Genomic DNA, 13,434 nt, shown 5'->3' on the forward strand with positions numbered 1-13,434 from the left:
CGGCGTAGTGCGTCTGTCATACAACTACATCAACGCGGGTTTCAGCGCAGGCGCTCGGTCAGCCAGGTGCCGATATCGCGTATCTCTTCGGGTAACACTTCGTGGCCCATTGGGTATTCCTGCCATGTCACGGTGACACTACGGTGCTTTAAATGCTCGTAGGCGCTGCGGCCCATGGCGTTTTGCACCACCTCGTCATACTGGCCATGCAGGCACAGGACAGGGATGCGTTGCTGGCTGGCGGATAATTCCAGCTCATCGTCGAAGGTCGGCGCGTAAGTGGAGAGGGCGATCACGCCACCCAGCGGGCCCTGCCATTGTTTAAACGCAGTGTGGAAAACTACTGCGCCGCCCTGGGAAAAGCCCGCCAGGAAAACCCGCGAAGCGTCTATCCCGGTTCTCTTCTGCGCCTCGATCAAATCCGTGACCATTGTGGTCGACGCTTCCAGTTCTTCCAGGCTGATGGAACGGGCTGGGCTCATGGCCCTGATGTCGTACCAACTCGGCATCTCGTAGCCACCATTGATCGTCACCGCACGGGTGGGCGCCTGGGGCAAAACGAAGCGGGTGGTCAGTAAAGTTTGCTGCAGCATTTCGGCTACCGGCAGGAAGTCGTAGCGGTCGGCGCCCAGGCCATGCAGCCAGATAACACAGGCATCTGCGGGCTTGGCGGGCTCAAGGATCAAGGGTTCGGTCATGTCTGCTCCATAGCTGTGCGGGCGCTCCGATTAAGTGCGTCGGAACGGTGCGCGACAGGTTGATCTGTTAAGAGAATGTCGCAAGGGTGAATCTTTTGCCATTGAACATCGCCGTCAGCGACTCAGCCAGCACTCTGGTACGGGCCTTGCTATGTGTAGGTCGATGTCAGAACTCTCCTAGGGCGGTAACACTATCAGTGACTGCCGCTTGTGGGAAAGCAACTGGAATTACCGCAAAAATCTCATGCTGCTCGACCCCAAAAAAAGCCAACACGGGTCGATATCGCCTCATAAGGGTGCGCTGAGGTTGGAGCTCCGACACAACAAGAGCAACTGGAGGTTTGAATGAAGGTATTGAAATCCACCCTGGCCATCGTGACCGCGGCCGCTGTATTGGGTGTCAGTGGTTTTGCCCAAGCTGGCGCCACCCTGGATGCCGTGCAGAAGAAAGGCTTCGTGCAGTGTGGCGTGAGTGACGGCCTGCCGGGTTTCTCGGTGCCGGATGCCAGCGGCAAGATCCTCGGGATCGACGCTGACGTGTGCCGCGCCGTGGCCGCCGCCGTTTTCGGTGACGCAACCAAGGTCAAGTTCAGCCAGTTGAACGCCAAGGAGCGTTTCACCGCGCTTCAATCGGGCGAAGTCGACATCCTGTCGCGCAACACCACCATGACCAGCTCTCGCGATGCGGGCATGGGCCTGAAATTCCCGGGCTTCATCACCTACTACGACGGCATCGGCTTCCTGGTTAACAACAAGCTGGGCGTCAAGAGCGCCAAGGAACTGGACGGTGCAACCATTTGCATCCAGGCCGGTACCACCACCGAGCTGAACGTTTCCGACTACTTCCGTGGCAACAACCTCAAATACACCCCGATCACCTTCGACACCTCCGATGAAAGCGCCAAGTCGCTGGAATCCGGGCGTTGCGACGTACTGACCTCCGACAAGTCCCAACTGTTCGCCCAGCGCAGCAAGCTGGCCGCGCCGAAGGACTACGTGGTTCTGCCGGAAACCATTTCCAAGGAACCGCTGGGCCCGGTCGTGCGTAATGGCGACGACGAGTGGCTGGCCATCGTGCGCTGGGTTGGCTACGCCATGCTCAACGCTGAAGAAGCCGGCATCACGTCGAAAAACGTCGAAGCTGAAGCCAAGTCCACCAAGAACCCGGACGTCGCGCGTCTGCTCGGTGCTGACGGCGAATACGGCAAAGACCTGAAAGTGAAGAAAGACTGGGTCGTACAGATCGTCAAGCAAGTCGGTAACTACGGCGAAGTGTTCGAGCGCAACCTGGGCAAGAGCACCCCGCTGGAAATCGACCGTGGCCTGAACGCCCTGTGGAACGCCGGCGGCATTCAATACGCACCTCCTGTGCGCTGATCGCTGATGGTTCTGTCACCCGGTGGGCCAACCGCCGGGTGATGTTCTGTTCCATTCTTTCCGGGGCACTTCATGCAAAATCAAATCGGCGCACCCAAGCAGAAGCTCAGCTTCAGCGATCCCAAAGTGCGTGCGTGGCTCTTCCAGATCATCACGATAGTGGCGGTGGTCTCGCTGGGCTGGTACCTCTTCAACAATACCCAGACCAACCTGCAACACCGGGGCATCACCTCGGGGTTCGACTTTCTTGAGCGCAGTGCCGGCTTTGGCATCGCGCAGCATTTGATCGACTACACCGAATCGGACAGTTATGCCCGGGTGTTTGTGATCGGTTTGCTCAACACCCTGCTGGTGACCTTTATCGGCGTGATCCTGGCGACCCTGCTCGGGTTCGTCATTGGCGTGGCGCGGCTGTCGCCGAACTGGATGATCAACAAGCTGGCGACGGTGTATGTGGAAGTGTTCCGCAACATTCCGCCGCTGCTGCAGATCCTGTTCTGGTACTTCGCGGTGTTCCTGACCATGCCGGGGCCGCGTAACAGTCATAACTTCGGCGATACCTTTTTTGTCAGCAGTCGTGGCCTGAATATGCCGGCAGCGCTTGCCGCTGACGGTTTCTGGCCGTTTGTGGTCAGCGTCGTGGTGGCGATTGCGGCAATCGTGCTGATGGCGCGCTGGGCCAACAAGCGCTTTGAAGCGACCGGCGTACCTTTCCATAAATTCTGGGTGGGCCTGGCGCTGTTCATTGTGATCCCGGCGTTGTGCGCATTGATCTTCGGCGCGCCGCTGCACTGGGAAATGCCGAAGCTTTCAGGCTTCAACTTTGTCGGCGGCTGGGTGTTGATTCCCGAACTGTTGGCACTGACCCTGGCGCTGACGGTTTATACCGCGGCGTTTATCGCCGAGATCGTGCGCTCGGGCATCAAGTCCGTCAGTCACGGCCAGACCGAAGCGGCGCGTTCCCTGGGCCTGCGCCCCGGGCCGACGTTGCGCAAGGTCATCATCCCGCAAGCGTTGCGCGTGATCATTCCGCCGTTGACCAGCCAATACCTGAACCTGGCGAAAAACTCGTCGCTGGCCGCCGGTATCGGTTACCCGGAAATGGTTTCGCTGTTTGCCGGCACGGTGCTCAACCAGACCGGCCAGGCCATCGAAGTCATTGCCATCACCATGAGCGTGTACCTGGCGATCAGCATCAGCATTTCCCTGCTGATGAACTGGTACAACAAGCGCATTGCGCTGATCGAGCGGTGAGGAAACCTGCATGAGTTCGCATACGTTCAAACCTGATATGCCGCCGCCGAGCAAAGTCTTCGGGCCGATGGCATGGATGCGCGCCAACCTGTTTTCCAGTTGGCTCAATACCCTGCTGACCTTGTTGGCGTTCTACCTGATCTACCTGGTGGTGCCGCCGATTCTGAGCTGGGCGATCATCGACGCCAACTGGGTCGGCACCACGCGCGCCGATTGCACCAAGGAGGGCGCCTGCTGGGTGTTCATCCAACAGCGCTTCGGGCAGTTCATGTACGGCTACTACCCCGGCGACCTTCGCTGGCGCGTGGACCTCACCGTATGGCTGGCCATCGTCGGCGTGGCGCCGTTGTTCATCTCGCGTTTTCAACGCAAGGCGGTCTACGGCCTGAGCTTTCTGGTGCTGTACCCGATCATCGCGTTCTTCCTGCTGCATGGCGGGATCTTCGGCCTGGCCAACGTGGCGACCAGCCAATGGGGCGGCCTGATGCTGACCCTGGTGATCGCCACCGTCGGCATCGCCGGCGCCTTGCCCCTGGGCATCATGTTGGCGCTGGGACGACGTTCGAACATGCCGGCCATTCGTGTGGTCTGCGTGACCTTCATCGAATTCTGGCGCGGCGTGCCGTTGATCACCGTGCTGTTCATGTCCTCGGTGATGCTGCCGTTGTTCCTGCCCGAAGGCATGGGCATCGACAAGCTGCTGCGCGCGTTGATCGGCGTGATCCTGTTCCAGTCGGCCTATGTGGCTGAGGTGGTGCGCGGTGGTTTGCAGGCGATTCCCAAGGGCCAGTACGAAGCGGCCGCAGCGATGGGCCTCGGCTACTGGCGTTCGATGGGCCTGGTGATCCTGCCGCAAGCCTTGAAGATGGTGATCCCGGGGATCGTCAACACGTTTATCGCGTTGTTCAAGGACACAAGCCTTGTGATCATTATCGGCCTGTTCGACCTGCTCAACAGCGTCAAGCAAGCCGCCGCCGACCCGAAATGGCTGGGCATGGCCACTGAAGGCTATGTGTTCGCCGCCCTGGTGTTCTGGATTTTCTGTTTTGGTATGTCGCGCTATTCCATTCATTTGGAACACAAGCTCGACACAGGCCACAAGCGTTAGGAGTTGATGTGATGAGCGAAGCGATCAAACAGCCTGTGAGCCCTGAAGGCATTATCCAGATGCAGGGCGTCAACAAATGGTACGGCCAGTTCCATGTGTTGAAAGACATCAACCTCAACGTCAAGCAGGGCGAGCGTATCGTGCTGTGCGGCCCGTCGGGTTCGGGCAAGTCCACCACCATCCGCTGCCTCAACCGTCTGGAAGAACACCAGCAGGGCCGCATCGTGGTCGATGGCGTGGAATTGACCAACGACCTCAAGCAGATCGAGGCGATCCGCCGTGAAGTCGGCATGGTGTTCCAGCACTTCAACCTGTTCCCGCACCTGACCATCTTGCAGAACTGCACGCTGGCGCCGATGTGGGTGCGCAAGATGCCCAAGCGCAAGGCCGAAGAAATCGCCATGCACTACCTTGAGCGCGTGCGCATTCCGGAGCAGGCCCACAAGTTTCCGGGGCAACTTTCCGGCGGTCAGCAACAGCGCGTGGCGATTGCCCGCGCGTTGTGCATGAAGCCGAAAATCATGCTGTTCGACGAACCGACCTCGGCCCTCGATCCGGAAATGGTGAAAGAGGTGCTGGACACCATGATCGGCCTGGCCGAAGACGGCATGACCATGTTGTGCGTAACCCACGAAATGGGCTTTGCCCGCACCGTGGCCAACCGCGTGATCTTCATGGACAAGGGCGAGATCGTAGAACAGGCGGCGCCGAATGACTTCTTCGACAACCCGCAGAATGATCGGACCAAGTTGTTCTTGAGCCAGATTCTGCATTGATGAGTGGATGATGCTTGAACACTAAACCCGGCCTTGGTGCCGGGTTTATTGTTTGGAGGATCAAGAGGCTTTGAGGGCTTCTGGCGTTTCGTTATTGAGGGTGTAGGTAAAGGCGTTGCGCAGGTCTGCGCCCTCGGCCAGTTCCTTGGCGTCGGTGAGCAAGTGCGGGTGACGATCCAGTAGACGCATCAACACCATCAGCGGTTTGGGCGGTGTTATTTCGCCGCGTTCGTAGCGTGAAAAAGCGTTGTGCCCGCCGCCGGACAGCCATTGCACGGTTTCTTTCTGCGTGAGCTGCAGCTTGCGGCGAATACGCTTGAGTTCGACGCCCATCATCCGCCGGGCGGCGTGGAGCAGTTCATCACCTGCCTTGGCATGGCGTTCGCTGCTGTCGGGGTCGTACATGCCGTCCTCGCAAACTTGGCATTCCCAGCCCGAAAGATCATCAATGCGCCGCTCCATACCTTTTATGCGCAGAGTTTCGCTGCGGCCTTCAAAGCGTGTCATGGCGTCGGGGGCACCACAAATACAGCATTGTTGGGTTTTCATGGGTTCATCCCTTTGAAGGAGATCACCGGTGGGTTACTGCCAGAGCAGTAAGTGACCTTGATGTAAATCTCCAGACCATGTGAATGGATGTGGTAGACGTCTTGCCAGACCCGATGATCGGCATAGGTGGTCATCGACTTGTACAACATCCGGTTTTTCAGTTCGTAAACGATCGCCTGCATCTCGCTGATATCCAGGTCGAGACCCTTTCCTGTTTCCTTGGCCGCACGGGTGAATGCTCTTTCTCCCAGCCGCCTGACATCCGCCTTGATCACCGCCAGATCGTAATGAGGTGTGTACTTTTCCATAAGACACCTGAGTCCAATAATTACCCTCTGAGGGTAATTTTACCAATCGAAAATTCTGTTCTTTTTCCTGCCTGAAAATCCTAGTGCGTTGCCTTTGTAGGCAACTCCGAATAGGCTGTAGGAAAATTCATCCTATGATTGGACGAAAGCGTAAAGCTCATGACAGACATCGCCCCGTTGATCAAACGCTCCCTGGTGGACCAGGCCCTGGAGCAGTTGCGCTGGCGCATAACCGAAGGAAAATGGGCCATCGGCGAACGCCTGCCCACCGAACCGGAGCTGTCTGCCGAGCTGGGCATCAGCCGCAACACCGTACGAGAGGCCATGCGTGTATTGGCGTTTTCCGGCTTGATCGAAATCCGCCAGGGCGATGGCAGCTATTTGCGTTCGATGACCGACCCGCTGGGGGCGATGCGTGCGTTGTCCCATTGCTCGCTGGAACAGGCGCAGGAAACGCGGCAGATCCTCGAAGTGGAAGCCATCGGGCTCGCGGCGTTGCGCCGTAGCGATGACGACCTCGTCGCGCTACGCCAAGCCCTCCAGGCCAGCGCCGCGTTGTATCACGGTGAACTGGAGGCCTACATCAGCGCCGACCTGGTGTTCCACCAACGCTTGGTGGACGCGGCGCACAACCCAGCCCTAAGCGAGCTGTACCTTTATTTTTCAAGCATCGTCGGCGCCCAACTGCGCCAGACCCTGAACACCTCGCCGCGTCGCCAGGCCGTGTTCGACCTGCATATCGCCCTGCTCGACGCCGTGGAACACCAAGACCCGGAACGCGCCAAATCCCTCTGCCGGCAGTTGATCAATGAACCTTGAAGCCCCAAGCAAGCAACGTGCAACCGAACTGGAAGAACTGCTGATCGATGCCGAAGCCGACGACGAGCTGGTCCAGCAGCACGAGCCGGTGGTCAGCCGGCCGTGGCTGTTGCTGCTCGGCCTGGTCCTGGTGGCGTTGAACCTGCGCCCGGCGTTGTCGAGCCTGTCGCCGCTGCTCAGCGAAGTGTCCGCCAGCCTGGGTTTGTCGGGGGCCAGGGCCGGTTTGCTGACCACCTTGCCGGTGCTGTGCCTGGGGCTGTTCGCGCCGCTGGCGCCGATCCTGGCCCGGCGTTTTGGCGCCGAGCGCGTGGTCCTGGGGATTCTGCTGACACTCGCCGGCGGCATCATCCTGCGCAGTTCTCTCGGGGAATTCGGGCTGTTCGCCGGTAGCCTGCTGGCCGGTGCGAGCATCGGCATCATCGGTGTGTTGCTGCCGGGCATCGTCAAGCGTGATTTCGCCAGGCAGGCCGGCGCCATGACCGGTGTCTACTCCATGGCCCTGTGCCTGGGCGCGGCCCTGGCTGCTGGCGCGACCGTGCCCTTGAGCCATTATTTCGCGGGCAGTTGGGCCATCGGCCTGGGCTTCTGGATGGTCCCGGCCCTGGTGGCGGCGCTGTTCTGGTTGCCTCAGGTCGGCCAGAAACACAGCGCCCATCAGGTGGCTTACCGGGTCAAGGGCTTGCTGCGCGACCCGCTGGCCTGGCAGGTCACCGTGTACATGGGCCTGCAATCCTCCCTGGCCTACATCGTGTTCGGCTGGTTGCCATCGATCCTGATCGGCCGCGGCCTGAGCGCCACCGAGGCCGGGCTGGCGCTGTCGGGCTCGATCATCCTGCAGTTGTTCAGTTCCCTGGCCGCGCCGTGGCTGGCCACACGCGGCAAGGACCAGCGCCTGGCAATCGTGGTGGTAATGCTGCTGACGCTCGGCGGTCTGTTCGGTTGCCTGTATGCGCCACTCGATGGCCTGTGGGGCTGGGCGATACTGCTGGGCCTGGGGCAGGGCGGTACCTTCAGCCTGGCGCTGACCTTGATCGTGCTGCGCTCCCGGGATTCCCATGTTGCCGCCAACCTGTCAGGCATGGCCCAGGGCATTGGCTACACCCTCGCGTCGATGGGCCCGTTTGCGGTCGGCCTGGTGCATGACTGGACCGGCGGTTGGGCGGCGATCGGTTGGATCTTAGCCGTGATCGGACTCGGCGCGATTATCGCGGGCCTTGGCGCCGGTCGTGCACGCTACGTAAACGTCACCAGCGAGAAAGTCTGAAGGCAGACACTTTCGACAGTGCCTGCATGGCACGCCACTCCAGTGCGCTGCCAGTGGATAGTGGCTTTTTCGTAGTTGTTGTATCGGCTTTCAATCACTCAAAAGGTTATCTGTTTCTGGTCGATAACGCCCAAAAGGATTAGGCAATCATTCCTGCATAGGGCCCCCATGGCGATTGCATCAGTGTCACAGGTTGCCGCTGGATCAATAGCCATGGAGAGGGAGTGATGGTTTCGCCGCAAGGTTCAACCCCAGGAGCGAGCCGCAAACCAGATCTGCCGGTTGTCCCCCCGCTTCATTGGCAGCACATGAATATCCTGGTGGTGGAGGATCATTCAGCCTACCGGCTGCTGTTGGGCTGGATGTTGCAGAAACTGGGCCTGGGGTACGAGTTGGCCGCCGATGGGTTCATGGGGCTGAAGGCGTTTACCCGCCGGCCCTTTGATTTGGTGATCTGCGATTGCCAGATGCCGTTTATGGATGGTTACAGCATGGCCAGCGCCATTCGCCAGCATGAGCACGACCACGGATTGAGGCGAGTACCGGTCATTGCCTTGACCGCCAATCTGCAAAACGATACCCCCCGGCGCTGTCGCGAAGCGGGCATGGATGCCTGGCTGCTCAAGCCACTGACCCTGGAACAATTGCACGCCGTGCTGCTGCACTGGCTGCCTGGCAGTGATGCTCCGCAAGCCGGCCAGGAGACTGCGCCAGCCCCTGGCTGGCCAACCCGCGACACGCTTGTCGCGACGTTTGGCAGCGACGCGATCGTCGATCAGCTGCTCGAAGGCCTGCTGGTGGAAGCCTGGGAAGACTATCGCGTCTTGCGCCAAGCCTGTTCAACGCGCAACGCCTCACTGGTTGCCGAACGCCTGCATCGCCTGGTGGGTAGCCTGGTATTTCTGGGCGGCAGCGACCTTGAGTCCACTGCCACGCAATTGATCGAGCAGGTCCAGTCCGGCGATGTTGCTTCACACTCGGTGCAACTGGAGCTGTTCCAGGCACGTTTGTGCGTTTATCTCAAATACTTGTCCCGTCTCTGAATCCGCGCCTGCAAGGGCTTTTCGTTTCCGAGTGAGCTGGTTTTGACTGTAGGTGTTTTCCTGTTGTTTTGTAGGCAAAAATTTAGCTAGTACAGAACATTGGGCGTGGCTGCAAGTGACGCTTTGTTAGCTGTTGTTGATGATTGCCGGCGGAGGTATTTTGCGCTGATTCAAGTTGCAATCATTCGTGGGTACCTATGCTTCGAGTAATTATTGCTGACGATCACCCTATTGTTCGCATCGGGCAAAGGGTCGTGATCGAGGCGAATGGAAGATGCACAGTGGTCGGTGAGGCCGACGGTCCTGATCAGTTGCTTGACGTGTTGAGCACAACCCCGTGCGACGTGCTGGTCACGGATTTCGCCATGCCAGGCGGCCAGCAGGCCGATGGCTACGGTTTGTTGGGCCTGCTGCACCGCCAGTATCCGCAGGTGCCGGTGATTGTGGTGACGATGTTCGCCAGCATCGCCATCTTGCGTGCAGCTTTTTCCCATGGTGTGCGCGGCGTGGTCGCCAAGAGTGCTTCGGCCAAAGAGTTGCCCCAGGCGATCAAGGCCGTGTGTGCGGGCCAGACCTTCACCAGCGAATCCCTGCGCTTGCAGCTGGTGGAGTCGGGAGTGGGCGACCAGTCCGGGCAGCCTAAATTGTCCGACAAGGAGCGCGAGGTGGTGCGAATGTTGGCCAGCGGCATGACCGTCAGCCAGATTGCGGCGCAGGTCAACCGCAGTATTTCCACCATCAGCAAGCAGAAAAGCACGGCCATGCAACGTTTGAGTATTTCGACGGATGTCGATTTGTTTGCTTATGCGCGCGATACGGGAATGGTGCCGTAGAAAGCAATGGCATTCTCTTGTTACGCGGACTATCGTTCGGCATCCCTGTTCATCCTGCGAAAACTGCCCATGAGTGATGCCCATAACGCCCTGATCACTGAGTTCTATAGCGCCTTTCAGCGCCTGGATGCCGAAGCCATGGCCGCCTGTTATACCCAGGACGTGGTGTTCAGCGATCCGGCCTTCGGCGAACTGCGCGGGCAGGACGCCGGCGACATGTGGCGCATGCTCACCACTCGAGCCAAGGATTTTTCCCTGACCTTTGACAACGTGCGCAGCGAGGGCAACGCGGGCAGCGCGCATTGGGTGGCGACATACCTGTTCAGCGCGACCGGCAATACGGTGGTCAACGATATCCAGGCGCGCTTCGTGTTTCGTGAAGGCAGGATTTGCGAGCATCACGACCATTTCGACCTGTGGCGCTGGTCGCGCCAGGCATTGGGCACCAAGGGCCTGTTACTGGGCTGGACGCCCTTGGTGAAAAACGCCGTACGCGCCCAGGCGCGCAAAGGTTTGAAGGCATTCCAGGCCGGTCGTTGATAAGCTGGGTGCTTCTGTACAGTGCCGAATCCCGTCGTGAACACGCCTGAATCCAAACCCTGGTTCGTCTACCTGGTGCGCGCCGCCAATGGCTCGCTGTATTGCGGCATCAGCAATGACCCGGTGCGCCGGTTCGCCACCCATCAAAGCGGCAAGGGCGCGCGGTTTTTCCTCTCCAGCCCCGCCGTTGCGCTGGTGTACACCGAGCAATGTGCGAGCAAAGGCGAAGCACTGCGCCAGGAACGCTTGATCAAGAAATTGAAGAAGAGCGCCAAGGAGTGCCTGGCGACCAGTGCTTCATCAGGCTGACTGACAGGTTCCCATCAGGCGCCATAACAAAATATTTGCAAACAAGGGTGAGGTAAACCGCTCGCCCATCCGTGTAGTGCTTGAAACTGCGATCAATTCGCATTAACAGCGTTTTTACACGGGTGCTCACAGCATGAAATCGACGGCGGGCGGTAGGCTCAAACAGTGGCTGGGAGCCTCGGTATTTTCAGTCTCGGCGCTGGCGTTGCTGCCCCTGGCCGTGGCCGTGGCACAGGCGCAGGAACAGCAAAGCGCCCAATTCACGTTTGCTCTGGCGGCCAAACCATTGCCCCAGGCGCTGAGTGATTTCAGCCGGGTCACCGGGATCAGCGTGATCTATACCGATGAAGCGCCCTACGGCCTCAACGCCCCGGCGCTCAACGGGCAGATGAGCGCGACCCAGGCGCTGCAACGCCTGCTGGGCAACTCCGGCTTCACCTTCCGCCAGATCGACGCCCGTACCCTGGCGCTGGAACCGCTGCCCGCCGACGGCGCGGTCAATCTCGGCGCCACCACCATCAACGCCGCCAGCCCTGGCCAGGACAGCACCAGCTACCAGCCGCCGCCGACCAGCTCGGTGATGCGCTCCCAGGGCCTGCTGCTGGAAACCCCGCAAACCGTCAACGTGGTACCCGCCCAGGTCTTGCGCGATCAACAACCGCGCAACCTGGATGACGCGCTGGGCAATATCAGCGGCATCACCCAGTCCAACACCCTTGGCAGCACCCAGGACGCGGTGATGCTGCGCGGCTTCGGCGACAACCGTAACGGCTCGATCATGAAGGACGGCATGCCGGTGGTGCAGGGCCGTGCGTTGAACGCCACCGCCGACCGCGTGGAAGTGCTCAAGGGGCCGTCGTCGTTGCTGTACGGCATCCAGGACCCGGGCGGCGTGGTCAACATCATCAGCAAAAAGCCCGAGTTGGTGCAGTCCACGTCCTTGACCGCGCGCGGCTCGACCTTTGGCAGCGGCAAGAATGGCAGTGGCGGCAGCCTGGACACCACCGGCCCGATTGGCGACAGCGGCCTGGCCTATCGCCTGATCGTCGACCATGAAGACGAAGACTACTGGCGCAACTACGGCACCCACCGTGAAACCCTGGTGGCGCCGTCGCTGGGTTGGTATGGCGACGCGACCCAAGTGGTGTTTGCCTATGAGCACCGCGAGTTTCTGTCGCCGTTCGACCGCGGCACGGCGATTGACCCAAAAACCAACCACCCGCTGAACATCCCCGCGACCCGCCGCCTGGATGAGCCGTTCAACGATATGGAAGGTCGCTCCGACCTGTACCGCCTGACCGTCGACCACGACCTGAACGACGACTGGAAAGCCCACTTCGGCTACAGCTGGAACCGTGAAACCTATGACGCCAGCCAGGTGCGCGTGGTCAAGGTCAACACCAACGGCACCCTCACCCGCAGCATGGACGGCACCCAGGGCGCGCTGACCACTGACCGCTTCGCCACCGCCAGCCTTGAAGGCAAGGTCGACGTGGCCGGCATGCGCCACGACCTGGTGTTCGGGCTGGACGATGAATACCGCAAAATCCACCGCGCCGAGCTGATTCGCCAGGCGCCACGCGGCAGTTTCAACTACAACGATCCGGTCTACGGCAACGAAGTGGCGGGCTCCAACGTCAGTGCGCCGGACAGCAACCAGACCGATCTGTTGCGCAGCGATTCGCTGTTCTTCCAGGATGCCCTGCACCTGAACGACCAGTGGATCCTGGTGGGCGGCGCGCGCTACCAGATGTACGACCAATACGCCGGTAAAGGCGTGCCGTTCACTGCCAACACCGACGGCAACGGCCAGAAGTGGGTGCCGCGTGCCGGGCTGGTGTATCGCTACACCGACGAACTGTCGTTCTACGGCAGCTACACCGAGTCGTTCAAACCCAACTCCACCATTGCGCCGCTGGCCAACAAAACGGTGCTGGAGGGCAGCCTGCAGCCGGAAGAATCCAAGGCCTGGGAGCTGGGTACCAAGTTCGACCTGCCGGGGCGCATCACCGCGAGCGCCGCGCTGTTCACCATCGATAAGCGCAACGTGCTGGTGCAGGTGGGCGAGGGGCTGACCTCGGTCTACAGCGTGGCGGGCAAGGTGCGTTCCCGTGGCCTGGAGCTGGATGCCAGCGGCCAACTGAGCGATAAGTGGAGCCTGATCGGCAGTTACGCCTACACCGATGCCGAGGTCACCGACGACCCGACGCTCAAAGGCAATCGCCTGCAAAACGTGGCGAAAAATACCGCGTCGCTGTCTGCCGTGTATGACTTCGGCAGCCTGCTGGGTGGCGATCAACTGCGCGTCGGTGCCGGTGCGCGCTACGTGGGCGAGCGGGCAGGGGATGCGGCCAACAGCTTCGAATTGCCGAGCTATACCGTGGCCGATGCGTTCGCCAGCTATGACACCAAAATCGACGGGCAGAAGGTCAAGTTCCAGCTCAATGTGAAAAACCTTTTCGACCGCACTTACTACACCTCTTCGGTGAACACCCAGTTCGTGTCCATCGGTGATGCGCGGCAGGTGTCGGTGTCCAGCACCCTTACCTTCTGACC

The 13,434-nt window shown here is 60.1% G+C and carries 14 protein-coding genes; 11 read left to right on the forward strand and 3 right to left on the reverse strand.

Annotated features, from left to right (window positions below):
* Nucleotides 1–41: 41 nt before the first annotated feature.
* Complete coding sequence (locus C4J85_RS04885) at nucleotides 42–698, reverse strand: alpha/beta hydrolase (protein WP_124403153.1); 657 nt, start codon at nucleotides 696–698, stop codon at nucleotides 42–44.
* A gap of 345 nt (nucleotides 699–1,043) precedes the next feature.
* Between C4J85_RS04885 and C4J85_RS04890 the strand changes: the two genes are divergently transcribed.
* From C4J85_RS04890 to C4J85_RS04905, 4 genes are all read left to right on the forward strand, one after another.
* Nucleotides 1,044–2,075 carry an amino acid ABC transporter substrate-binding protein gene (locus C4J85_RS04890; RefSeq protein WP_048723770.1) on the forward strand — a complete coding sequence of 344 codons (1,032 nt, stop codon included), beginning with the start codon at nucleotides 1,044–1,046 and terminating at the stop codon, nucleotides 2,073–2,075.
* Nucleotides 2,076–2,147: 72 nt separating this feature from the next.
* Nucleotides 2,148–3,329, forward strand: coding sequence for an amino acid ABC transporter permease (locus C4J85_RS04895; protein WP_124365915.1), 1,182 nt, complete (start codon nucleotides 2,148–2,150; stop codon nucleotides 3,327–3,329).
* Between the two features lie 10 nt (nucleotides 3,330–3,339).
* Nucleotides 3,340–4,437 carry an amino acid ABC transporter permease gene (locus C4J85_RS04900; protein ID WP_124409102.1) on the forward strand — a complete coding sequence of 366 codons (1,098 nt, stop codon included), beginning with the start codon at nucleotides 3,340–3,342 and terminating at the stop codon, nucleotides 4,435–4,437.
* Nucleotides 4,438–4,448: 11 nt separating this feature from the next.
* Nucleotides 4,449–5,213, forward strand: a complete 765-nt coding sequence (locus tag C4J85_RS04905; protein ID WP_003171943.1) for an amino acid ABC transporter ATP-binding protein — start codon at nucleotides 4,449–4,451, stop codon at nucleotides 5,211–5,213.
* A gap of 60 nt (nucleotides 5,214–5,273) precedes the next feature.
* On the opposite strand, the gene C4J85_RS04910 is transcribed toward C4J85_RS04905, so the two are convergent.
* Together C4J85_RS04910 and C4J85_RS04915 are read right to left on the reverse strand one after the other, a co-directional pair.
* Nucleotides 5,274–5,762 (reverse strand): type II toxin-antitoxin system MqsA family antitoxin, encoded by a 489-nt coding sequence (locus tag C4J85_RS04910; protein WP_124409103.1) that lies wholly within the window; start codon nucleotides 5,760–5,762, stop codon nucleotides 5,274–5,276.
* Nucleotides 5,759–6,070 (reverse strand): type II toxin-antitoxin system MqsR family toxin, encoded by a 312-nt coding sequence (locus C4J85_RS04915; protein ID WP_124406338.1) that lies wholly within the window; start codon nucleotides 6,068–6,070, stop codon nucleotides 5,759–5,761. The genes C4J85_RS04910 and C4J85_RS04915 overlap by 4 nt, the downstream gene beginning before the upstream one ends.
* 159 nt (nucleotides 6,071–6,229) lie before the next feature.
* Between C4J85_RS04915 and C4J85_RS04920 the strand changes: the two genes are divergently transcribed.
* The 7 genes from C4J85_RS04920 (at nucleotide 6,230) to C4J85_RS04950 (ending at nucleotide 13,432) form a co-directional block, all read left to right on the forward strand.
* Complete coding sequence (locus C4J85_RS04920; RefSeq protein WP_124406339.1) at nucleotides 6,230–6,889, forward strand: FadR/GntR family transcriptional regulator; 660 nt, start codon at nucleotides 6,230–6,232, stop codon at nucleotides 6,887–6,889.
* A complete protein-coding gene (locus C4J85_RS04925) occupies nucleotides 6,879–8,153 on the forward strand; it encodes a CynX/NimT family MFS transporter (protein ID WP_124409104.1) in 1,275 nt (424 codons plus the stop codon). Before C4J85_RS04920 ends, C4J85_RS04925 begins: the two co-directional genes overlap by 11 nt.
* Before the next feature lie 308 nt (nucleotides 8,154–8,461).
* Nucleotides 8,462–9,196, forward strand: a complete 735-nt coding sequence (locus C4J85_RS04930) for a response regulator (RefSeq protein WP_256657873.1) — start codon at nucleotides 8,462–8,464, stop codon at nucleotides 9,194–9,196.
* Between the two features lie 197 nt (nucleotides 9,197–9,393).
* Complete coding sequence (locus C4J85_RS04935; RefSeq protein ID WP_124365922.1) at nucleotides 9,394–10,029, forward strand: response regulator transcription factor; 636 nt, start codon at nucleotides 9,394–9,396, stop codon at nucleotides 10,027–10,029.
* 69 nt (nucleotides 10,030–10,098) lie between these two features.
* Nucleotides 10,099–10,569 carry a nuclear transport factor 2 family protein gene (locus C4J85_RS04940; protein ID WP_124409106.1) on the forward strand — a complete coding sequence of 157 codons (471 nt, stop codon included), beginning with the start codon at nucleotides 10,099–10,101 and terminating at the stop codon, nucleotides 10,567–10,569.
* Nucleotides 10,570–10,605: 36 nt separating this feature from the next.
* Nucleotides 10,606–10,878 (forward strand): GIY-YIG nuclease family protein, encoded by a 273-nt coding sequence (locus C4J85_RS04945; RefSeq protein WP_124361413.1) that lies wholly within the window; start codon nucleotides 10,606–10,608, stop codon nucleotides 10,876–10,878.
* Nucleotides 10,879–11,011: 133 nt separating this feature from the next.
* Complete coding sequence (locus C4J85_RS04950) at nucleotides 11,012–13,432, forward strand: TonB-dependent receptor (protein ID WP_124409107.1); 2,421 nt, start codon at nucleotides 11,012–11,014, stop codon at nucleotides 13,430–13,432.
* Nucleotides 13,433–13,434: the final 2 nt, after the last annotated feature.

The sequence above is a fragment of the Pseudomonas sp. R4-34-07 genome (assembly GCF_003852375.1).
GTDB lineage: Bacteria > Pseudomonadota > Gammaproteobacteria > Pseudomonadales > Pseudomonadaceae > Aquipseudomonas.

Excerpts from the sequence above, each read along its gene's own strand:
- C4J85_RS04885 (WP_124403153.1), bottom strand. The coding sequence starts at position 698 with ATGACCGAACCCTTGATCCTTGAGCCCGCCAAGCCCGCAGATGCCTGT.
- C4J85_RS04890 (WP_048723770.1), top strand. The coding sequence starts at position 1,044 with ATGAAGGTATTGAAATCCACCCTGGCCATCGTGACCGCGGCCGCTGTA.
- C4J85_RS04895 (WP_124365915.1), top strand. The coding sequence starts at position 2,148 with ATGCAAAATCAAATCGGCGCACCCAAGCAGAAGCTCAGCTTCAGCGAT.
- C4J85_RS04900 (WP_124409102.1), top strand. The coding sequence starts at position 3,340 with ATGAGTTCGCATACGTTCAAACCTGATATGCCGCCGCCGAGCAAAGTC.
- C4J85_RS04905 (WP_003171943.1), top strand. The coding sequence starts at position 4,449 with ATGAGCGAAGCGATCAAACAGCCTGTGAGCCCTGAAGGCATTATCCAG.
- C4J85_RS04910 (WP_124409103.1), bottom strand. The coding sequence starts at position 5,762 with ATGAAAACCCAACAATGCTGTATTTGTGGTGCCCCCGACGCCATGACA.
- C4J85_RS04915 (WP_124406338.1), bottom strand. The coding sequence starts at position 6,070 with ATGGAAAAGTACACACCTCATTACGATCTGGCGGTGATCAAGGCGGAT.
- C4J85_RS04920 (WP_124406339.1), top strand. The coding sequence starts at position 6,230 with ATGACAGACATCGCCCCGTTGATCAAACGCTCCCTGGTGGACCAGGCC.
- C4J85_RS04925 (WP_124409104.1), top strand. The coding sequence starts at position 6,879 with ATGAACCTTGAAGCCCCAAGCAAGCAACGTGCAACCGAACTGGAAGAA.
- C4J85_RS04930 (WP_256657873.1), top strand. The coding sequence starts at position 8,462 with ATGAATATCCTGGTGGTGGAGGATCATTCAGCCTACCGGCTGCTGTTG.
- C4J85_RS04935 (WP_124365922.1), top strand. The coding sequence starts at position 9,394 with ATGCTTCGAGTAATTATTGCTGACGATCACCCTATTGTTCGCATCGGG.
- C4J85_RS04940 (WP_124409106.1), top strand. The coding sequence starts at position 10,099 with ATGAGTGATGCCCATAACGCCCTGATCACTGAGTTCTATAGCGCCTTT.
- C4J85_RS04950 (WP_124409107.1), top strand. The coding sequence starts at position 11,012 with ATGAAATCGACGGCGGGCGGTAGGCTCAAACAGTGGCTGGGAGCCTCG.